The organism is Streptomyces sp. NPDC003034 (genome assembly GCF_053591375.1).
On record NZ_JBSFTS010000026.1, the window covers coordinates 39,175 to 59,651 of the forward strand.

Sequence of the window (20,477 nt, forward strand, 5' to 3'; positions counted from 1 at the left end):
AGCCCGAGGTACGCCATCATCAGCTTGATGCCTTCTCGCGTTCATGAGTCCTGATGATTACTCGTTCAAGGACTTCGCCCCAGAAGGAATCCTGGAAGTCACGGTCCTGTGCAAAGAATCGCTGCAGACCGCTTCGATAGATCTTGGGTTCGTACACATCGGCCATGAGATCGACTAGCAGCGCTGAGGGCAGCAGCCCGCTCTCGGCTGCGACTCCCCACCTGCCTAGCTGCTCATCTGCTGCGCTCTGGGACTCATCGTCCTGGAGTAGTTGCTGCCAGGCCCGTACGAAGCGCTGCCTGCCCGCAGCATCATCCGTCATGCTCAGAAGAAGCCGTGTCCCTTCGTCGGTGGCAGCCAGGGAGAGGAAAGCGACCAAAGCATGCCTTTTGGCGGGTTCCTCTGTCAGCCACGTCTCGAGAGCCTTGGCTACTTCGGCCGCGTTGATCTGGGTAAGCCGCCGGAACGCATCAACCATGGCGGAGGATGGGAACGGAGCGTGGACGGCTGCCCTGGCCAGTCGCGTCATTGCGATTGACGGCTGGCGGACGGCAAGTTCCCCTCCACAGATCTGCGTCACCAGATCCACCATCGCCGGCGACGGTTTACCGAGCATCCACCGGTACAGGCGTCCCCGGACATATTTGCCCAGAGTGGGGTCGAGTGCCGCAGATGTGAGAGCTTCCACTGCTAGCGGAAGGCGGCGCCCAGTCACCTCCTTGGCGACGCTGTCGATAATGCTGGTGTCGTGCACTTCCTTCGACAATTCGAGGAGTGCGGAAAGAGCGATGCGCGCGTCGTCCTCGGGCACGGCCTGCTGCGCGACGACCGACACAGCCCATGAACGCAACAGATCTCGTTGGGTCGGGAACTCATCCCAGAGATGCCTGAGGATGGCCGGTGCCAGATCGTGCTTGTCCAACTCGTGGAACGCCCGATCTCCATGCGGCCTAAGCGCGGCGGCCTTCAGGCGGTGACTGGACGTGGCATCTGCCAGAATGTCCAGGGGTTTCCGCCCAAATTCGAGTTTTTCGAGAAGTGCATCGGCGGCATGAAGTACTGACCGCTTTCGGCCGCCGTTGATCAGCGCCCCCGCCCAGACGGTGGCACGGGTGGATACGAGCTCTGGCTCACCAGCTCCTTGCCTGGTCGGGGTGAGGAGTTTGTTGATGTGTGTGTTCCATCCCTGAAACTCCTCAACGACGGTGTTGTCGTTCTCTTTCGCCTCATAGACGATGCGAGCGAGTCGTCGGGCTTCCTGGGCAGGTGGATTGGAACGCCAGATGTCGTTGTACGCCTCCTGGTCGAGCCAGGAGACTCGATCTTCTGCACCCATCTGTCGAAGTTCTTGGCGCACCAGAGGCTTAGCGTTCGGTGAAGAATGCTTGACAGTGATGTGGCGCGTCTCTTCAGACCATTCATTCGTCCACTCGTCAGGGGTGGTGAGAACGACGAGATAGCAAGACTTCTTTACGCCGTCGATGCCGTAATTGATCAGACCCTGACCGAATCGAGGTCCAGGCTGCTGCGGCATGCCTGAGAGGTCGAGAACGTAGCCATGACCAGTTGCGGCTGGCAGCTTCGTAGCGTCGGGTTTCGACCACTCCGGCTCGAGGTCCACGAGGGTCAGCGGTAGCGATCCCACGGTAGTCAGGAGACGCAGCGCGGTGCTGCGCCGGCCCGTGCCCGGTGGCGCGCAGAGAATGACGACTCCGTGCTCCTTGATCAGGAACTGTGCCTGTTCCCAGCAGTCGGCGTCACGTGGCGGGATGAAACGATCATTGGTGCATGCAGCGAGATCCACTTGATGCACCGGCTGCTGCCGCACAAAATCGCCGCCGTAAAAGTGCTGGCTCTCCGCCTGGAATGCGGTGGCGTAGGGGGCCACGTTCTGCACATGAGAGCCCATGGCAGGCATGACCTGCGGGGGAGTAGCTGGTCCAGGAGTACCCCCCTCGATGCCCGGCTCTTCTGCTGGTGCCGCAGGTACTGGCAGCTCGTCGATCCTCTCGCTGTCCTCGCTGACGCGTGTGGGCGCAGGCACAGGGGCACCGTGAGCGGCCGGCGGAGAAAGCGTGCCTCCGTCGGTTGAAAGCATGCCTCCCTGCCCAGGCATGAGCTGGCTTTCGGGCCTTGCGTGGGGGACGACCCACTCCCCGGATCCGCCGGCTGGCGTCAGGGCGGGTTTCCCCGGATACAGGACGCTGGTTGCCTCCGATTCCTCTTCCGGAGGGGAGGCGTTGCCTGAACGGCCCGCGAGGTTGAGCCGGTCGGCCCAGCGCCAGCGCGGTGTGGCAGTGGAGGATGGGTCCTCCTGAGCCGGTTCAGGCTGGTGCCCGTACCCATCGGCAGACGACTTCGGGGGAGTACCAGGTGAGTTGTCAGGCTCACCAGCAGTGAATGGGTTGTCGGTCATCGCAGGCCTCCCACGCCGCCGTTGAAGTACTGGTGCTGGCCCTGGAAGTTCCCGTTGCCGTTCTGAACAAAGGATGGCGCGGAGGCAGGTTGTGAGTCCTCACGGCGTGTTCCCTGTGAGGGTGGGGCCGTACTGCTCTGCTCTGGGACTTCGAAAAGCGAACGATCGGCAAGTCCCCAATCGAGGCCGGGAACGTGCAGCCAGGCAGGCTGGGCGAACTTCTTGGCCTTGGCGATGTTCTGCGCGAAGTCCTCGGCGACAGTGCTGCCTGTCTCGAGCCCGCTCTGAAAGACGTCCTCGTACACGCGCTGCGAGATGATCATCACCGTGTTTGCGCGCTTGGCCTTCGCGAGAAGATTCCGGAGGGTCTGGTCGTCGAGAAGGCGGTGAGTCTCGACCATGGGAACGCCCAGCCCGGAAGGAGGCAGCGGACCTACATGGACGCTGACGCGCAGTTGCAGCGGGCTCTTGCCCGGGTTCTGCCTTCTGTACTCGTGCAGAACATCACTGAGGGCTCCGGGGAAGCATCCCACCAGGGCTGGCAGCACCTCGGGGTCCAGACCTGCGACATACCCGTCACCCGTGTGCTGCGGGAAGGCCCGCTGTTCCCAGTGCGCGCTAAGGCTGGTGGCCGACAGGGCCTGCGCGAGCACTTGCTGGATGTCTGCGTTGATCTCCTGCATGCGTTTGCTGGTATGAGAGCTGAAGTCTCTGGCATCAACCGCCAGTACAGCCCGGTAGGGCCACAGGCGCTCCCATGAAGGTGCCATTGATGTGTCCTCCTCTTGTCGGGGTGGTAGAAGCCACTGTGGCGGTGAACGCGGCGGGGTACCGTCCAGCTTTGGACGGTACGAAGGTGACGTGGGTCACGGTGAGGCTGGTGGGTGCTGTCACCCTTCGGACAGCCTGGTGAGGGCTGCGCTGTCCGTGACCACCAGACGCTCCCGGCCCAGCTCGAGGACACGGGCATCATGAAGCTCTCGTAAGACGGCCATCGCTGACGAGCGGCTCATCGAAGCCATCGCTGCCAACTCGTCTCGGGACATCCCGAGCCGGAGGACGACCGTCCCGTCTTCCGCACTCTCGCCGACTTCCGAAGCCAGATACTCAATCACCCGGGCCACCCGGGCCTGCGGCGACAGCCTCATCAACGCGGTGCGCAGCTGCTCGTTCTCGTGCATGCGCTGAACAGTGAGCCGATACACAGTCGGGTTGAGGCCGTGGCGGTCGATGTATCCCCGAAACGCGTGCGCGGGAAGGACGTATCCGACGCACTCGGAGACCGCCTTCACGGACGCCGATCGAGGCTTGTCGAGGAGTGCGCCGATCTCGCCCAAGACCTCGCCCTGACCGCGCAGCGCTAGAGGTGTCTCCGTCCCGTCTCCCGCCAACTGGACGATCTTGACGATTCCGTCAGTCAGGGCGATGACGAAGTCAGGTGACTCTCCCTGGTGAAACAGCCATGTGGCTCGCGCGTAGCGGCGCCTCTGCCCTCGGTGCAGCAAGTCATTCCAGGCGGCATCCGATACCAGATGACGAAAATTCACTTGATCCCCCCCGAGGCGTCGCTCACCCTATTGCGGCCGAGGCGCCAATCACCGCGCAACCCGTCACCGCGAGCAGCAGGGAGAGCTGTACTCGACGGTGCTTGGTCCAGGCGATCTCGCTCATGACGATGATCTGCCGTGACAGCGCGGACAACGCGGAGCCCGAGCGCAGAGCAGCTTCCAGGGTCTCCGGCTCGAAGTGGCGCAGATGCCCGAAGAACAGATAGTCGTCGTCCGGGCCAGGTCCTCTGCGCTCCAACCGCAGGTTAGGGGCCACCGCAGCGGCGGCCAGAAGCGCTCCGCAGAGAAGGATGCATCCCCCCGCCCACAACAGCACCTGGCCGGGTATTGATCGTGCGCCGACTCCGTGGCCCGAGGCGGCCAATATCCCGAGCAGGGCGAGCACCGTTGACTGGAGGCTAAGAGCGATGGACGCCTTTGTGTCCGCCTTGCCCGTCGAATCTGCTAATGCCGCCTGGATCTTCCAGGCCGTTTCCAGCGGGTCGGCGGCCACCCTGCCTCCTCCTGACTAGTGCAGCTGAACTGCGGTGATCTGCCCCAGGATCCGGTACGGGCCCCCTCGGCGCGTCCGTCACCAGGTGAGTTGGCTGAAAATGATCCGCCTCTTCGTGCTCTCTGGCCTCTACAGCTTGCCAAGACGCTTTCCGTTGGGAGACCCGGGCGGCACCGAGTTCATTGCTACAGCCGTTCCCTCATGGGTGCAATAACTGAACAGAAGAACTTGACAGGGAACAGCGCCAGCAGGACGCAGATGCCCGCGTCGATGCCGATCGGGAACACCAGTGAGAAGCTGCCGAATCCTTTCTGCAGGGCGAGGGCGCGCACAGCGGAATACGAACCGGCGAAGCCGATCGCGGCGATGATCACCGCTCCGGCCACCACGATGCCGATGAGTATCCGGTGCGTACGAGTCAGCTCCATCGCGGCCACCCGCGATCCCCTCCCCTTATCCAGCCCTTATCAGCTACGGCAGGCACAGCGTACGGGGGACGCCGGTGACTGTATGTCAGCGCCCCCGGCCCCGCCCCTGCCCCTGCCCCCACCGGCCGGCCGCCTACTGCTGGGGCTGCGCCGCCGCGGGCTGCGCGGGCTGCTCGGGCTGCTGCGGCTGCTGCGGCTGCTCGGGCTGCTTCTGCTGGTTGGCGGTGTCGACCGAGGCCACGGTCTCCTTCGCCGCCACGATCGCGTCCTGCAGCAGCTTCGCGTGGTCCGGGGCGCCGGCGCCCTCGTACGCCGCGCCGTTGTAGTCGAGCGTGATCACCACGTTGTGGGTGCGCGCCACGATCGTCGTGTTGAAGAAGTCCACGTCCTTCTTCACGCTGTACACGACCGAGGTGCCCTGGTCGCCGATCCCGCCCGCGGGCTCCGCCTTCAGGTTCTGCGCGCCCTCCGCCGCCTTCGCGGCCTCGACCTGCTTGTTGTACTGCTCCTCGGCCCGCTTGTTGGCGCTGCCGAGCGAGGCCTGCGAGTCGTAGCGGAACATCGAGATCGAGAGCCAGCGGTACTGCGAGCCCTTCAGCCCGTCCTCGTCCAGGCCGTTCCAGGTGCAGCCCGCGCGGCTGGCCAGGTCGTTGGACTTGGTTGCCGTCCCGTTCTTGTCCTTCGCCTCGGGGACGAGGGAGTCGATCGTCGCCGTCTGGACCGCCTTGCAGGGCTCGGGCAGCGTGGCGAACGTCGCCTTCTCCAGGGTGGGCGAAGGCTTCGCGCTCGGCTTGGCGGACGAGGAGGAACCGGACTTCTTGTCGCCGCCCGAGCCCGATCCCTTGCCCGAGTCGGACGAGCACCCGGCCACGGTGAGGATCACCGGGACGGCTGCGCAGGCGAGAACGCGGGTGAGGCGCGAGGCTGATCGGTGCATGATTCCTTCAGTGCGTTGGTGGGTTTTCTTCGGGCGCGGACGCGTGCAACGGTAGCCCGACCCGGCGGCCGCCTGCTGTGCGCGCCGTCACGCCCGGGCCGGCCGCGCGCCGCTCAGTCGTTGAACCGCTCGGCGAGGGCCTGCGCCAACTGCCGTGCCTCGTCCTGGGTTTCCGTACTAGGCGGCACCGTACCGGGCAGCGAAGGCTGCACGCTGTACTCGACCGTGACGATGACATTCGAGGTACGGAACACAATCCGCACGGTGCGCGCCTGCGCCGCGGTGGCCCCGGCGGCGCTCAGCTTGTCGTCGAGGAAGGCCTCGTTCCCGAGCCCCTCCAGCACGCGGGAGCCCAGCTCGGGCGGGGCGCTGGTCGCACCCGGGCTCGCCGGCGCCCCCGGCGCGGGCGCACCCGCGGCGGCGTCGGGAGCGGCACCGCCGCTCGGACTCGCATGCGGGCTCGGGCTCCCGCCCGTCCCCGCACTCGTCCCCGCCCCCGTACCGGCGCCCGGAGGCGTGGCGGGACCGGGGAACGGCAGCCGTGCGTCGGTGAGCTGGCGCACGTACACCTGACGCGCCTTGTCGTCGTCGCTCGCGACCGCCCGGTCGTACGAGACCACCCGCTCGAAAGCGACCGACAGCAGCCGCGTCTCCTCGGGCGTCTGCGTGGTCCAGCGGCAGCCGACGCGCCGGTCGCCGTCGTACGAGGCGTCCGCGGTGCCGGCGTAGAGCCGTTCGAGCTGCTCCCCGACGAGCGCGGCCGGGGCCGGCAGCATGGCCCGGAGCCGCTTGCCGTCGGCGGCCTTGCAGGGGGCGGGCAGGCTGCTGTACTTCCCGGGTTGCGCGGGCGCGGCGGGGCTGCCGCCCGCCTTCGCGTCGCTGGTGGTCCCGCCGCCGCCCCCGCCGGTGCACCCGGCCAAGAGCGCGGTGAGCATCGCGATGCCCGGCAGGGCTCGCCGTACCGCCTTGCGCTGCACGTCCAATGGCTCCCTTCGACCGGCCGGCCGCCCGGCGGTCAGGAAAATGCGTTGCCGCGGCTCGGGCGCGGATGGACACAATGTCTATCGCACACGCTGGTGCCGGCGCCGGTCCCCTGTCGTATTTGGGATCAAGAGCGAGGCTTTTTGCGTATTCAGACTTTTCTGTGGTTTTCGGGGGATTAGAACCGTATGTCGTATGTAGAGGTACCTGGGGCGAAGGTTCCCATCCGGATGTGGACCGACCCGGCGTCGGTCGAAGACGGCGCGATGCAGCAGCTCCGCAACGTAGCCACCCTCCCGTGGATCAAGGGCCTGGCCGTCATGCCGGACGTCCACTACGGCAAGGGCGCGACGGTCGGCTCGGTGATCGCGATGAAGGACGCGGTCTGCCCGGCGGCGGTGGGCGTGGACATCGGCTGCGGCATGTCGGCGGTGAAGACCTCCCTCACGGCGAACGACCTGCCGGGTGACCTGTCGAAGCTGCGGTCGCGGATCGAGCAGGTGATCCCCGTGGGTATGGGGATGCACAAGGAGGCGGTGGACCCGGGACGGCTGTACGGGTTCTCCGTGGAGGGGTACGAGGACCTCTGGAGGCGCTTCGACCACATCACGGATGCGGTCAAGTACCGTCAGGAACGCGCAACAAAGCAGATCGGAACGCTCGGATCAGGCAATCACTTCATCGAATTCTGTCTCGATGAGACAGGTTCTGTCTGGCTGATGCTGCACTCGGGCTCCCGGAACATCGGCAACGAGCTCGCCGAGTTCCACATCGGCGTGGCCCGGGGGCTTTCGCACAACCAGGGTCTGGTGGACCGGGACCTCGCCGTCTTCCTCGCGGCGACGCCCGAGATGGAGGCGTACCGCAACGACCTCTTCTGGGCGCAGGAGTACGCCAAGTACAACCGCGCCGCGATGATGAGCCTGTTCAAGGAAGTCATCCGCAAGGAGTTCCGGAAGGCGAAGGTCTCCTTCGACCACGAGATCAGCTGCCACCACAACTACGTGGCGGAGGAGCGGTACGACGGCATGGACCTGCTGGTCACGCGGAAGGGCGCCATCCGCGCCGGCAGCGGTGACTACGGGATCATCCCGGGCTCGATGGGCACGGGCTCCTACATCGTGAAGGGCCTCGGCAACGAGAAGTCCTTCAACTCGGCCTCGCACGGCGCGGGCCGGAAGATGAGCCGGACCGCGGCGAAGAAGCGCTTCTCGGCGCGGGACCTGGCGGAGCAGACCCGGGGCGTGGAGTGCCGCAAGGACTCCGGTGTCGTGGACGAGATTCCGGGGGCGTACAAGTCGATCGAGCAGGTCATCGACCAGCAGACCGACCTGGTGCAGGTCGTGGCCAAGCTGAAGCAGGTCATCTGCGTCAAGGGCTGAGCCCCCTCTGAGCGCCGTCGGCGCTCCTCCGCCTCCTCGGAGGCCCCCGGCGGACCCGTGGCCCAGCGGGTCGTCGACCGGCAGGAAGACGGCCGCCCGGTCGTCGGGGAACGCGGCCGCTCGATCCTGGGGTACCGCCGGACCTGTCGCTTCGCCCGCGGCGCACGTCCGTGGTGCCATGGAACTGGGGGCGGAAAGGAGAGCGATCATGCCCGCAGGAGAGCGAACGAGTGTCGCCGCCTCGGTGTCGGTCCGCCCGCTGGCTGAGCCGGACCTGGATCGGGCCGACAAGATCTTCAGGGTCGCCTTCGGAACCTTCCTCGGGGCCCCTGAGCCGGCGACGTTCTTCGGGACCGCCGACTATGTCCGCACCCGCTGGGCGGCAGATCCACATGCGGCCTTCGCAGCGACCTTCGAGGGCGAGGTCGTCGGATCGACCTTCGCCACCAACTGGGGCAGCGTCGGGTTCTTCGGCCCGCTGACCATACGTCCGGATCTGTGGGATCAGGGCATCGGCAGGCGCCTTATGGAACCGGTCATGGCCTGCTTCGACACCTGGCGGAACCGCCACCTCGGCCTGTTCACCTTCGCGCACAGTCCCAAGCACCTTGAGCTCTACCGCCGGTACGGTTTCTGGCCCCGCTTCCTTACAGCCATCATGAAGAAACAGGTCGCCGTCAATGCCGCAGCCCCCGGCCGAGTGCTGTACGGCGAGCTGACCGCCGCTGAGCGGCCCGACGCACTGAGCCTCAGTCGCGCACTGACGGGGGCCGTGTACGAGGGCCTGAGCTTGGAGCGCGAGATCGTGGCCACACAGGCGCAGGGGCTCGGTGACACCATCCTCCTTGAGGGCGCCGACTCTGACCTCGACGGTCTGGCTGTCTGCCACTGCGGAGCGGGGTCGGAGGCCGGTGAGGACGTGTGCTTCGTCAAGTTCGGCGCCGTACGCCCTGGCCCGGACGCCGCGGACCGGTTCGAACGACTGCTGGATGCGTGCGAGCAGTTGGCCACCGAGAAGGGACTCAGCCAACTGGACGCCGGTATGAACCTGGCCCGCCAGGATGCCTACCGGCGCATGGTCGACCGCGGTTTCCGTACCTGGCTGCAAGGCGTGGCCATGCACAAGCCCAACGAACCTGGCTACAGCCACCCAGACGCCTACGTGATCGACGACTGGCGCTGAGCCCACCGCCATACCGAGCTTCGGGGGAAGCCCCAGTGCCGTCACGAGAGAACTGACACCCGGACTCCACACTGAACGACCAGCCGCTGACCACCCGTCACCGTTCTCACTGGCCACGTCGGCATACCACGGAGATCACCAGACCAGCGCCTATATGTAGGGCCGGATCGCCACCGTGACGTCCATGTCGAAGGCATTGGTCCCCGCCGGGGACGGCAGGCCCAGGGCTCGGTCGAGGGCGCGGTTCAGGGGGCCGCAGCCGGTGGTGCGCGGGGCGGCGAAGTCGGTGTCCTGGGCGCCGAAGGTGAGGATCAGGGGGTTCTTGGAGATCACCCGGGTGGGATCGGTGTCCTTGAGCACGAGGTGGACCGCGTCCTCACCGCTGCCCACCGAGCAGCCTGCCGACGGCAAGGCCGGCGGCCGGTGCGCCGAGCCTATGGCGAACTTGATGTCGAACTCGCCGCGCCGGGTGTCGTCGGACAGGAAGTCGGAATAGCCGCCGTACTGCGGAGTCAGGGTCAGGGGGGTGCGTCCGACCCGGATCGGCGCAGCGGTCATCTCCCCGAAGACCTGGCGGAATTCACCGTTCACACGGCCTTCCGCGAAGGTGATCTTCATCGGTTCGGTGAGCGGCTCGTCCACGGTGCCCATGCGCAGATGCCCCGTGGCGTGCATGACCTCGCAGCGCCAGGTCCCGGGGTCCGCACCCGCGGGCAGCTCATCGACGGTCGGGCAGGCGGAGAAGTCGAACTCGGGAGAAGGCGCCGCCCCTTCGGCTCCGTGCGCGGGTGAGGCCCCCAGGGCGAGCCCCGCAAGGAGTGCGGACGCGGCGGCAGTTGTGATGCGGCGGACTGTGCGATGCGAGGTCACTCGGTTCGGTGTCATGTGGACCAGCATTGCAGAGATTTCTATGCAGAGGAAGCTCTGCATAGAAATCTCTGTGATTTTCGATAGAGTGCCGCCATGACGAAAGAGACGGAAGAGCAGGGCGCGGCGGAAGCGGCCGCAGGGCGGCGGCGCACGGTCGACAGCCCCGAGGTGCTCAAGGCCCTCTCGCACCCCCTGCGCCTGCGCATCCTGCGCCACCTCGGCGCGGCGGGCCCGGCCACCTCGACCACACTGGCCGCCGCCCTCGGCGAGAACACCGGCACGCTCAGCTACCACCTGCGCATGCTGGAGCGCAGCGGCCTCATCGAGGACATCCCCGAGCGTTCCACCGGGCGTGAGCGCTGGTGGCGCGGGGTGCGCGGCCTCGACATCCGCAGACCGCCGCAGGGTGAGCTGACGGAGGCCGAGCGCGCCATGTCGGCCGAGCTGGACCGGATGAGGATGGAGGAGGACGTCCAGCTCGCCCGGCAGTTCACCGCCGGACAGGCGGAGTCCGAAGGGTGGATGCGCGGTTCACGCAGCCTCATCCACCTCACGAAGGGTGAGCTGGGCGCGTTCCATGACGACTACCTGGCCTTGCTCGCGCGCTATGCCCGTGGCCCCGAGGACGCCCCCGACGACGCGCGGCCCGTACTCCTCCGCTGGTTCGGCCTGCCCGCCGACTGACCGGCAGCCGGCCGATGAGCGGTCTGACCGACTGACCGACTGACCCATCTGGCCGACTGGCCGACTGACCGACCGTACGGGTGAGCTGGTCAGGCCCACACTCCCGCCCGCGTGCCCACCGGGTCAGAGCTCGCGGTGGACCTTCGTGTTCGAGGCCTGGGCGCGGGGGCGGACCACCAGGAGGTCGATGTTGACGTGGCTCGGGCGGGTCACGGCCCAGGTGATGGTGTCGGCCACGTCGTCGGCGGACAGGGGGTCCGCGACGCCCGCGTACACCTTGGCGGCCTTGTCGGCGTCGCCGCGGAAGCGCGTGGTGGCGAACTCCTCGGTCTTGACCATGCCCGGCGCGATCTCGATGACGCGGACCGGCTGGCCGACGATCTCCAGGCGCAGGGTCTCCGCGAGGACGCGGGCGCCGTTCTTGGCTGCGACGTAGCCGGCGCCGCCCTCGTACGTGGAGTGCCCGGCGGTGGAGGACAGGACGACCACCGTGCCGTCCCCGGAGGCGGTCAGGGCCGGCAGCAGGGCCTGGGTGACGTTGAGGGTGCCGATGACGTTGACCTCGTACATCGTGCGCCAGTCGGCGGGGTCGCCGGTCGCGACGGGCTCGGCTCCGATGGCGCCGCCCGCGTTGTTGACCAGGACGTCGACGGACGGGTAGCGGTCGAGCGAGGCGGCGAAGGCGTCGACGGCGGGGCGGTCGGTGACGTCGAGGGCGTGGGCCGCGGCGGAGTGGCCGGCGGCGGTGAGCTCGGCGGCGAGGGCCTCGATGCGGTCCTTGCGGCGGGCCGTGAGGACCACGTGGTAGCCGGCGGCCGCGAGCTGCCGGGCGGTGGCCGCGCCGATGCCGCTGCTCGCGCCGGTGACTACGGCGGTACGGGTGGCCGTGCTCATGTGCGGGGCTCCTCGTTCGTTCGTACGGGCGATTCCTCGCCAGCATAGGCGCGGTGCGGCGGCCACCACGGCGCGGAAGCGCGGTCAGCGGCCGCGCGGGACGTACATGAGCACGGCCACGCCGGCGAGGCACACGAGGGCGCCGACGACGTCCCAGCGGTCGGGGCGGTAGCCGTCGGCGACCATGCCCCAGGCGAGGGATCCGGCGATGAAGACTCCGCCGTAGGCGGCGAGGACGCGGGCGAAGTCGCCCTGCGGTTGCAGGGTCGCCACGAAGCCGTAGAGCCCGAGGGCGATCACTCCGGCGCCGATCCAGGCCCAGCCCTTGTGCTCGCGTACGCCTTGCCAGACGAGCCAGGCGCCGCCGATCTCCAGGAGGGCGGCGAGGGCGAAGAGGGCGGCGGAGCGGGCGATCAGCATGGCTCAAAGGTACGCAGGACGGGTGCCTGCCCGAGGTCGGGCGGACACGGGGGACGAATGGTGGAGGGCGCGCCCTCATCTGGGGGCAGGGGCGCGCCCTCATTCGTGTGATGGTCCGACGGGGCGGGGCGGGCGCTGGTTAGCGTCCGCGCCAGGAGGTGGTGTCGGTGCGCCGTGGTGCCGTGCTGAGTGTGGTGGTGGCGGGGTTGCTGGTGCTGGGACTGGGCGGGGCCGGGAGTGCTCAGGGGAGCGCCCGGGGAAGCGACGACGGGGCCGCCGCGGGGTGGGCCGGGCCGGAGGCCGACGTGGCGTACCGCGGCATGGTGTCCCTCTCGCAGGGGCGGCTGCGGCTGTGGGTGGTTCCGGAGAACCGCGGCCCGGCGGCGCTGGCGAACGCCACCGTACGCGTGCGGCTCTCGGCCGACCTCGCGGACCGGCAGGCGCTCGCGGAGGGCTGCGCGCGCGCCGGACAGCGCGAGGTGGTCTGCGAGACGGGCGCGCTGCCGCGGCGGGGGGAGGGCCGTCACATCGGGCTGCTGCTGGAACTGCGGGAGCGGGCGCCGGAGGTGGTGGTACGGGTGAGCACGTGGTGGAACGGCGGCGCGACCGACCGCAACCCGGTGAACAACGAGCCGGTGGTACTGGCCTTGGACACGGGCGACACCTACGCCTTCTGAGCCGTACGGGCGCGGGCGCGCGGCGTGGCGGGGGCGCGCTGGGGCGGGGGCCGCGCCCGGGTGGTGGGTCCGGTGGCGGGTCCGGTGGTGGGTCCGGTCAGGCGGTGGCGGCTCCGCCGAATTCGGCGAGGGCTTCGGCGACGATGCGCTCCAGGCGGGTGTGGTGGGCGCCGCGCCAGTAGACGCGCTCGCAGCGGGTGCACTGCGCGAACACGTCGTAGGTGCGGTGCGTGCCGCTTTCGAGACGGTCGCCCACGCTGTCCTTGTCGGCCTCGCGGAGCGGGCCGTTGCAGGCGGTGCAGCGGGTCCACGGGGCGAGCGCGGGTGCGAAACGGCCCAGGACGTCGCGTAGTTGTTCGTCCGGGTTGTCGCTGTACACGTAGGCGCCGGCGAAGATTTCGCGGCGGCGCAGCAGCCCGCGGTCCCGCGAGAGCAGCACGCGCTGCTCGGCGGCGGAACGGGTGGCGAGGGCCGGGTCGCCGATGTCCTCGTTCTCGTAGGCCGCGTCCACGCCGAGCAGGCGCAGCCGGCGGGCGAGGGTGCCGAGGTGGACGTCGAGCAGGAAGCGGAGCGGGGCGCCGGGGATCTGCTGGGGCCGGTCGACGCCGAGTACCTCGACGGACTGGCCCTCCCGGGGCACGTAGGAGACGGGCACCTCCTGCCCGTCGACGAGCAGACGGCCGACTTCGGTCAGCGGGACGCCGGTCGATTCGACGACGTGCCCGAGGCTGGAGGCGCCGTCGGTCACGGTCGGTACGCGCTCGGCACGCCGGCTGGGCGCGGCGAACAGGCGCAGTTCGGGGGCGAGGGTGAGCTGAATGCCGGGTCCGTTCACCTTGTCAGCATGCCATTGCGGGGCGAGTGGCCGCGGCCGGTTTTACGGTCGACGCCGGACACCGCCGAGGCCGTAGGGCGGTGGGTGGTTGCGGTGCGGCCGGGATGGGGCGGGGTGCGGGGCCGTACGCGGGATGCCCGGCGCCGGGCGGCGTGCGGCGTGCGGCATGCGGCGTGCGGGGGTCGGGCCCGGCCGACTGGCGGGGCTGTTGCGGCGGTCGTTGCCTGCGGCGGCGGGATACGGGCGACGCCGGGACCCGGAGCGGGCGCGAGGTGGCCGAGGCTATCGGGGCAGGTCACCGCGCAGCCGGTAGCGCCAGTCGAAGCTCGGGTGGGGCACTCCCGGCGGGTACTCGAAGTCGACCTCGCCCAGGCACTCGAAGCCCGCCCGCCGGCACACCGCATTGGACGCGGGGTGGTCCGTACCGGGAAAGGCGTGGACCGCGTCGCGGCAGCCGTGCGTCCGGATGTGGGCGAGGAGTTCGGTCAGCGCGACCGTCGCGAACCCGCGGCCCTGGAATTCCGGGAGCACGCCCCAGCCGGCCTCGTACACCGGCTCGTCCCGCCACTCGCGCTCCCAGAAGCCGATCGAGCCGACCGTCTCGCCGGAGAATTCCAGCACCATTCGGAACATCCGCCCGGCGGCCGGTTCGCGCGCGCTGAGCTCCTGGTAGCGGCGGTGCCGGTCGGCGAGCTTCTCCGGTGACTCCGGGCCACCGAGGTGGTGGGTCATGGCCGGTTCGTTCTTGCGTTCCAGCAGCCAGTAGTCGCCGGCCGCCCAGGGCTCCAGGCGTACTCGTGTCTCCATGCGGACAGCCTCCCGGGGCAGCGGCGCGGACCGCAACCAGCCGCTGACGGGCAGGGCACCGCCCGGCTAGAGCCCCCCGCCGGAGCCCCCCGCCGGAGCCCCCCTGCGCCGCCGAAGATCACGCCGAAGACCCCCGCCGTCCCGCGGCCACGAGCCCTCACCATGATGTGACGCATGAGCAACGCATCCCGTCGCAGTCTCCTCGCCGCGGTGGCCGCTTCGGCTGCCGCTCCGCTGACCAGCCTGACCGTGTCCCCGGCGCGGGCGGCCGCCGCACCCGCCACCGTGCCCACCACGACGGCGACGACGGCCGTCGGGGCCAGCCTGACCGGCCCGCGCTCCTCGATGACCCTCACCGGTACCCCGTACGACATCGCGGCGGCCACGCGTGCCTCAGTCGGCGCCCTCACCGCGACCGTACTGCCGGGAACGGCGGGAACGGCGGGAACGGCCGGCACGCCGGACCGTACGGAGGTCACGTCCGGCGGCCAGGAGCGCGTGGCGCTGCTCACCAAGGGCGCCCGGACCGTGTTGCTGACCGGGCCGGAGCGGACGTTCACGGAGAACAAGCAGCCCTTCACCGACGACTTCGCCCGCTCCGTCCCCGATCCGGCGATCCCCGACGCCTCCCGGCGGATCCACGGCTGGGGCAGCGCACCGGGCGGCGGCTCCTGGACCCTGACCGGCGGTGCCCACAGCGCCCAGACCGGTTACGACTACGCGGTCACGCCCGGCGCCGGAACGATCCGCCTGACCGACTCGGCGGCCGGCCGCTACGCCACCCTCACCGATGCGGCGGTCGCCGACGTCGACTTCCACATCCGGGCCGGCTTCGACAAGGTCCCCTCGGGCGAAGCCTGTTCGTACGCCGCCGTCTTCGGTTTCGACACCGTCGACAACCACTACCGGGCCCGGCTCTCTTTCACCACCCAGGGCGCGGTGGACCTCCGCCTGGAGAGCGTGAAGGCGGGCACCACCCACCAGCTGCTGACCACGCCGGACCGGGTGCTACGCCTCGCCACCGACGTGGCGGCGGGCACCGAGTGGACGGTCCGGGTACGTCGCTCGGGAGCCCGGTCCCAGGTCAAGGCCTGGCCTTCGGCCGGTACGGAACCGGCCGCCTGGACCGCCGAGTTCACCAACACCGACCACGGCAGCGGCCGGATGGGCCTGCGCGCCTACGCCTCGCCCGGCTGCACGAGCTTCCCGATCACGCTGACGGTCAGGCGTTTCGCCGTCAGGGAAGTCACTTGGCACAGGCCGCCCGTCGTCACCCACCGGGACTGGGTACGGGTGCTGGACGCGCCCTTCGACGGGAACTGGACCCCGGCCCTGGAGGCGACCGTCCGCGGCTGGGCCGGGTCACTGGCCCCCGACGTGCTCTCGTACGCGGCGATGTTCCTGCCTGGCGCCCCGGCCGTGAGCAGCGGCAGCAGGACACCGGTGGGCGCGCGGGTGCTGGGCGATGCGGGGTACGGGAAACTGGACAGCCAGGGGCTCCTGCCGGTGGGCGCGGACTTCCACGACTACATGGACCGGGACTGGACCCTCTTCCCCGACAAACCGCTGGAGCGGAAGAAGGAGGGCCTGGCCGGGAACCTCGACTGCTCGGGCTACGTACGGATGGTCTACGGCTACCACATGGGCGTTCCGCTGTTCTGCGACGTGGACCCGGAGAAGAGGGGGCTGCCGCGCAGGTCGGGCGCCATGGTGGACTCCGCGCCGGGGGTACGGATCGGGCAGACGGCGGACGGTGTGCACCCGCCGGCCGCGGCGCTGCTCCAGCCCGGTGACCTGGTCCTCTTCGGCGTCAACGACGCGGAGGAGTCGGTGACCGACCCGGACGACTACGCGGTCGACCACGTCGGCATCTACCTCGGCCCGGACGCTGACGGCCGGCGCCGCTTCGTGTCCAGCCGCAAGAGCTCGCACGGGCCGACGATGGGGGACATGTCGGGTGCCTCGGTCCTGGACGGAACGGGCACGTACGCCACCCGCCTCCACACGGTCCACCGCCTCTGACCCCCACCGCCCGCGCCTCTGTACCCGCGACCGGGGGCGGCGGCGTACGAACGTGGCGTATCAACCACCACGTGTATTCCGTACGCGTACGGACTACGCGCACGAACTACCTGAAAGGGGCCTTCCGTGTTCCGGACGCCCAGTTGCCTCCTCGGCAACGAGATCGAACCCCGTGTCACCCACGGCCACAGCGCCGCCGGCTACGTCCAGATCGGATCGCTGACCAAAGTCGTCACCGGCACCGCACTCATGCGCATGGCCGAGGCCGGCGTCCTGGGCGTGGACGATCCCATCGATCGCTGGCTCGACACACCGCCCGGCAGCGGCATCACCCTGTTACACCTGGCGGACCACACCTCCGGCCTGCCCCGCCAGCCCCCGGGCCTGCCGCGCAGCAACCCGTACCGCGGTTTCGACCAGGCAGCCCTGGCCGCGCTGCTCGCCGGTCTCGGCGAGATGGCCACGGCTCCGCCCGGCGCCACCGAGGAGTACTCCAACCTCGGCTACGCGCTGCTCGGTTCGGCGCTGTCGGTCGCTGCCGGGATTCCGTACGAGGAGCTCGCGCGGCACTACGTCCTCGAACCCCTCGACATTCACGAGATGACGGCGCATCCCCCGGCGGAGCAACGCCTGCTCGCGACGACCAGCCTGCTCAACCGCCCGCGCAAGCCCTGGACCATGGACGGCGCCATCCTGCCCGCGGGCGGTCTCTGGGCCACTCCCCGGGCCGCCGCCCGAGTCCTGACGGGGCTGCTCGTGGACAAGCTCCTCGGGCCGCCGGCCCCGACCTGGAGGAAGACCGGCGCCGTGACCTGGCACAACGGCGCCACCGAAGGAGCGTCGGTCTTCGCGGCCGCGCTGCCCGACGGCCGTTGGAGGCTCCTCCACCGGCTCGGCGGGTCCCCCGACACCACGGACCGCATGGGCGCCGAGGCCCTCGCGGTCTCCCGGCTCTCGGACGCGTGACGATTCGGGCATGGAGGCATGGAGGCATGGAGGCACGGAGGCCGGGGTGACGCGGTCAGGGCCAGACCAGGCAGTAGGGCTGGTGCCCGGCTTCGTGCAGTCTGTGGCTGAAATCTTGCCATTCGTGGAGCAGCTGGTAGACGTTGAAGGCGTCGCGGGGGCCGCCGCGGTCCGGGACCGTGGACCAGATGAAGGCGGCCGCGCCGACCGATTCCTCGCCGACGCCGCGGAGCGGGTCGACCACCGTCATGGGGAGTTTGACCACCGCGTAGTCGGGGTGCAGCACGACCAGTTCCAGCGGGGGCACCTTGTGGAGGGGTATGCCCTCGATGCCGGTCAGGACCATCGCGGCCACCGTCTCCGGCTTGATCTTGGTGAACAGGCCGCCCATGCCCAGTTCGTCGCCGCCCAGCTCCTCCGGCCGCATCGTCACCGGGACGCGGGCGGCCGTCGCGCCGTCCGGGGCGCCGAAGTACTTGTACGTCACTCCCATGCCGCGACCCTTGGGGAGGAGGCCGTCCAGCGGCTGCGTCGGAGCCGGGACCGCGTCGGCGGCCTCGGCGGCGCGGCGGCGGTGCTTGCCACGGCGGCGGGACTCGCGGGCGCGCTGCGGGTCGAGCCCGTCCGTACCCTCACCCGCTCCACCACCGCGCTGCATATCTCCACCCGACTGGTCTTGCCCGCCCCGGCCACGCGGCCCCCGCCACGCAGCCTGATCATCATGGCAGTGACCTCCCCCGCGGCGGCGCGGTGAAACGCCAGTCCGCCAGTCAGTCGCGGCCTCTGAGACCATGGCTGGTGTGAGCTACCCGTACCCGTATGAAGCCCCAGTTTCGCAGACGCTCTTCGAGCGCGCCTCCCTCGTGACCCCCGGCGGCGTGAACTCTCCGGTCCGCGCGTTCCGTGCCGTGGGCGGTACGCCCCGGTTCATGGTGTCCGGCACCGGTCCGTACCTCACCGACGCCGACGGCCGGGAGTACGTCGACCTCGTGTGTTCGTGGGGGCCGATGATCCTCGGCCACTCCCACCCCGCCGTCATCCAGGCCGTCCAGGCGGCCGTCGCCCGCGGCACCTCCTTCGGTACGCCCGGCGAGGGCGAGGTGGCCCTCGCCGAGGAGATCGTCGCCCGCATCGAGCCCGTCGAGCAGGTGCGCCTGGTGTCCTCCGGCACGGAGGCGACCATGTCCGCGATCCGGCTGGCGCGGGGCTTCACGGGCCGCGCCAAGGTGGTGAAGTTCGCCGGCTGCTACCACGGCCACGTGGACGCGCTGCTGGCCGCCGCCGGCTCCGGGCTCGCGACCTTCGCCCTGCCGGACACGCCCGGTGTGACCGGAGCGCAGGCCGCCGACACGATCGTCCTGCCGTACAACGACCTCGAAGCGGTACGGGCGGCCTTCGCCGCGCACCCCGGCGAGATCGCCTGCGTGATCACCGAGGCGGCGCCCGGCAACATGGGCGTGGTCACGCCCGCCGAGGGCTTCAACCAGGGTCTCGCGGACCTCTGCCGCGAAAACGGCGCCCTGTACATCTCCGACGAGGTGATGACGGGCTTCCGTACGAGCCGCGCCGGCTGGTACGGCGTCGACGGGGTCAGGCCGGACCTCATGACCTTCGGCAAGGTCATGGGCGGCGGCTTCCCGGCCGCGGCGTTCGGCGGCCGCGCGGACGTCATGGGGTACCTGGCCCCCGCCGGGCCCGTCTACCAGGCCGGCACGCTGTCCGGGAACCCGATCGCCACCGCCGCGGGCCTCGCGCAGCTGCACCTGCTCGACGAGGCCGCGTACGACAAGGTCGACGCCGTGTCGGCCGAGATCCAGAGCCTGGTCAGCGGGGCGCTGCGCAAGGAAGGCGTCGCGCACCGCCTCCAGACCGCGTCCAACATGTTCTCCGTCTTCTTCACCGAGGACGAGGTGCGCAACTACGACGACGCCAAGAAGCAGGAAAGCTTCCGCTTCAACGGCTTCTTCCACTCGATGCTGGCGCAGGGCGTCTACCTGCCGCCGTCCGCCTTCGAGTCCTGGTTCGTGTCCACCGCCCACGACGAGCGGGCGATCGAGCGCATCGCGGCGGCCCTGCCGGCGGCGGCGCGCGCGGCCGCCGAGGCCACCGCGGAGAGCACCTCATGAGCAACGACGCCCTGCCCGGGATCCCGCCCGGGATCCCCTCCGACGCCACGCCCGATGCCGAACCCGGCATCCGGCCCGGCGCCACGCCCGGCATCACCGTCGTGCACCTCGTGCGCCACGGCGAGGTGCACAACCCGGACGGCGTCCTGTACGGCCGCCGCGAGGGCTACCACCTCTCCGAGCTGGGCCGGCAGATGGCCGACCGGGTCGCCGAACACCTGGAGGGCCGGGACATCACCTACGTCGTTTCCTCCCCGCTGGAGCGGGCGCAGGAGACGGCGGCGCCGATCGCCAAGGGCCACGGCCTGGACGTGGCCACCGACGCGCGGCTGCTGGAGGCGCAGAACGTCTTCGAGGGCAAGACCTTCGGCGTCGGTGACGGCGCGCTGCGCAGGCCGGGCAACTGGAAGCACCTGACGAACCCGTTCAAGCCGTCCTGGGGCGAGCCGTACGTCGAGCAGGTGGTCCGGATGATGAGCGCGCTGGAGGCGGCGCGCGACGCGGCGCGCGGCCACGAGGCGGTGGCGGTCAGCCACCAGCTGCCCATCTGGATCGTGCGCAGCTTCGCGGAGAAGCGGCGGCTGTGGCACGACCCGCGCCGCCGCCAGTGCACGCTGGCCTCGATGACCTCCTTCACGTACCAGGGCGACAAGCTGGTGTCGGTGGGCTACAGCGAGCCGGCCCGGGACCTCGTCCCGGCGCACCTGCTGGCCGGGGCGAAGCCGGTGAAGGGCAAGTCCAAGGCCTTTGGCGCCTGACCAGTGCCTCAGCTCCTCGCCGGGGGGTGC

General features: G+C 69.7%; 20 protein-coding genes and 1 pseudogene. 8 read left to right on the top strand and 13 right to left on the bottom strand.

From position 1 onward, the window contains the following. Positions 1 to 19: 19 nt before the first annotated feature. The 7 genes and pseudogenes from ACWDX7_RS23290 to ACWDX7_RS23320 all read right to left on the bottom strand — a co-directional run bounded on the left by ACWDX7_RS23290 (position 20) and on the right by ACWDX7_RS23320 (position 6,819). Complete coding sequence (locus ACWDX7_RS23290) at positions 20 to 1,909, bottom strand: hypothetical protein (RefSeq protein WP_451751526.1); 1,890 nt, start codon at positions 1,907 to 1,909, stop codon at positions 20 to 22. Between the two features lie 503 nt (positions 1,910 to 2,412). Further along, positions 2,413 to 3,099 (bottom strand): hypothetical protein, encoded by a 687-nt coding sequence (locus tag ACWDX7_RS23295; protein WP_451489109.1) that lies wholly within the window; start codon positions 3,097 to 3,099, stop codon positions 2,413 to 2,415. Between the two features lie 207 nt (positions 3,100 to 3,306). Further along, positions 3,307 to 3,963 (bottom strand): Crp/Fnr family transcriptional regulator, encoded by a 657-nt coding sequence (locus ACWDX7_RS23300; protein ID WP_451489108.1) that lies wholly within the window; start codon positions 3,961 to 3,963, stop codon positions 3,307 to 3,309. 22 nt (positions 3,964 to 3,985) lie between these two features. Further along, positions 3,986 to 4,477 (bottom strand): Pycsar system effector family protein, encoded by a 492-nt coding sequence (locus tag ACWDX7_RS23305; protein ID WP_451489107.1) that lies wholly within the window; start codon positions 4,475 to 4,477, stop codon positions 3,986 to 3,988. Between the two features lie 239 nt (positions 4,478 to 4,716). After that, positions 4,717 to 4,914: pseudogene (locus ACWDX7_RS23310) on the bottom strand (DUF2637 domain-containing protein); the annotation flags it as partial. Between the two features lie 124 nt (positions 4,915 to 5,038). Further along, complete coding sequence (locus ACWDX7_RS23315) at positions 5,039 to 5,842, bottom strand: DUF3558 family protein (protein WP_451489106.1); 804 nt, start codon at positions 5,840 to 5,842, stop codon at positions 5,039 to 5,041. Positions 5,843 to 5,955: 113 nt separating this feature from the next. After that, the gene (locus tag ACWDX7_RS23320; RefSeq protein ID WP_451489105.1) at positions 5,956 to 6,819 is read right to left on the bottom strand and encodes a DUF3558 domain-containing protein; all 864 of its coding nucleotides are present in this window, start codon (positions 6,817 to 6,819) and stop codon (positions 5,956 to 5,958) included. 192 nt (positions 6,820 to 7,011) lie between these two features. Between ACWDX7_RS23320 and ACWDX7_RS23325 the strand changes: the two genes are divergently transcribed. Then, positions 7,012 to 8,205 (top strand): RtcB family protein, encoded by a 1,194-nt coding sequence (locus ACWDX7_RS23325; RefSeq protein ID WP_451489104.1) that lies wholly within the window; start codon positions 7,012 to 7,014, stop codon positions 8,203 to 8,205. 178 nt (positions 8,206 to 8,383) lie between these two features. Further along, positions 8,384 to 9,388: a GNAT family N-acetyltransferase gene (locus tag ACWDX7_RS23330; protein WP_451489103.1), complete on the top strand. Its 1,005-nt coding sequence runs from the start codon at positions 8,384 to 8,386 to the stop codon at positions 9,386 to 9,388. A 150-nt stretch (positions 9,389 to 9,538) separates the two neighbouring features. On the opposite strand, the gene ACWDX7_RS23335 is transcribed toward ACWDX7_RS23330, so the two are convergent. Continuing rightward, a complete protein-coding gene (locus ACWDX7_RS23335) occupies positions 9,539 to 10,273 on the bottom strand; it encodes a hypothetical protein (RefSeq protein ID WP_451489102.1) in 735 nt (244 codons plus the stop codon). 78 nt (positions 10,274 to 10,351) lie between these two features. On the opposite strand from ACWDX7_RS23335, the gene ACWDX7_RS23340 reads away from it, so the two are divergent. After that, positions 10,352 to 10,942 (top strand): ArsR/SmtB family transcription factor, encoded by a 591-nt coding sequence (locus ACWDX7_RS23340; RefSeq protein ID WP_451489101.1) that lies wholly within the window; start codon positions 10,352 to 10,354, stop codon positions 10,940 to 10,942. Positions 10,943 to 11,065: 123 nt separating this feature from the next. On the opposite strand, the gene ACWDX7_RS23345 is transcribed toward ACWDX7_RS23340, so the two are convergent. Together ACWDX7_RS23345 and ACWDX7_RS23350 are read right to left on the bottom strand one after the other, a co-directional pair. Continuing rightward, a complete protein-coding gene (locus tag ACWDX7_RS23345) occupies positions 11,066 to 11,836 on the bottom strand; it encodes an SDR family NAD(P)-dependent oxidoreductase (RefSeq protein WP_451489100.1) in 771 nt (256 codons plus the stop codon). A gap of 84 nt (positions 11,837 to 11,920) precedes the next feature. Then, complete coding sequence (locus ACWDX7_RS23350) at positions 11,921 to 12,256, bottom strand: YnfA family protein (protein ID WP_451489099.1); 336 nt, start codon at positions 12,254 to 12,256, stop codon at positions 11,921 to 11,923. Positions 12,257 to 12,423: 167 nt separating this feature from the next. On the opposite strand from ACWDX7_RS23350, the gene ACWDX7_RS23355 reads away from it, so the two are divergent. Then, a complete protein-coding gene (locus ACWDX7_RS23355) occupies positions 12,424 to 12,933 on the top strand; it encodes a hypothetical protein (RefSeq protein ID WP_451489098.1) in 510 nt (169 codons plus the stop codon). 97 nt (positions 12,934 to 13,030) lie between these two features. Here the strand turns inward: ACWDX7_RS23355 and ACWDX7_RS23360 are convergent, their stop codons facing one another. Both ACWDX7_RS23360 and ACWDX7_RS23365 read right to left on the bottom strand, forming a co-directional pair. After that, positions 13,031 to 13,768 (bottom strand): Mut7-C RNAse domain-containing protein, encoded by a 738-nt coding sequence (locus ACWDX7_RS23360; protein WP_451489097.1) that lies wholly within the window; start codon positions 13,766 to 13,768, stop codon positions 13,031 to 13,033. A 282-nt stretch (positions 13,769 to 14,050) separates the two neighbouring features. Next, entirely contained in the window at positions 14,051 to 14,575 is a 525-nt protein-coding gene (locus tag ACWDX7_RS23365) for a GNAT family N-acetyltransferase (RefSeq protein ID WP_451489096.1), read from the bottom strand. Between the two features lie 174 nt (positions 14,576 to 14,749). Between ACWDX7_RS23365 and ACWDX7_RS23370 the strand changes: the two genes are divergently transcribed. Beyond that, positions 14,750 to 16,597, top strand: coding sequence for a hypothetical protein (locus ACWDX7_RS23370; protein ID WP_451489095.1), 1,848 nt, complete (start codon positions 14,750 to 14,752; stop codon positions 16,595 to 16,597). Positions 16,598 to 16,723: 126 nt separating this feature from the next. Beyond that, positions 16,724 to 17,563, top strand: coding sequence for a serine hydrolase domain-containing protein (locus tag ACWDX7_RS23375; protein ID WP_451489094.1), 840 nt, complete (start codon positions 16,724 to 16,726; stop codon positions 17,561 to 17,563). A gap of 55 nt (positions 17,564 to 17,618) precedes the next feature. On the opposite strand, the gene ACWDX7_RS23380 is transcribed toward ACWDX7_RS23375, so the two are convergent. Beyond that, positions 17,619 to 18,056 carry a hypothetical protein gene (locus ACWDX7_RS23380; RefSeq protein ID WP_053675327.1) on the bottom strand — a complete coding sequence of 146 codons (438 nt, stop codon included), beginning with the start codon at positions 18,054 to 18,056 and terminating at the stop codon, positions 17,619 to 17,621. 298 nt (positions 18,057 to 18,354) lie between these two features. On the opposite strand from ACWDX7_RS23380, the gene hemL reads away from it, so the two are divergent. Together hemL and ACWDX7_RS23390 are read left to right on the top strand one after the other, a co-directional pair. Beyond that, a complete protein-coding gene (gene hemL / locus ACWDX7_RS23385) occupies positions 18,355 to 19,689 on the top strand; it encodes a glutamate-1-semialdehyde 2,1-aminomutase (RefSeq protein WP_451489093.1) in 1,335 nt (444 codons plus the stop codon). Further along, positions 19,686 to 20,447, top strand: coding sequence for a histidine phosphatase family protein (locus tag ACWDX7_RS23390; protein ID WP_451489092.1), 762 nt, complete (start codon positions 19,686 to 19,688; stop codon positions 20,445 to 20,447). The genes hemL and ACWDX7_RS23390 overlap by 4 nt, the downstream gene beginning before the upstream one ends. Positions 20,448 to 20,477: the final 30 nt, after the last annotated feature.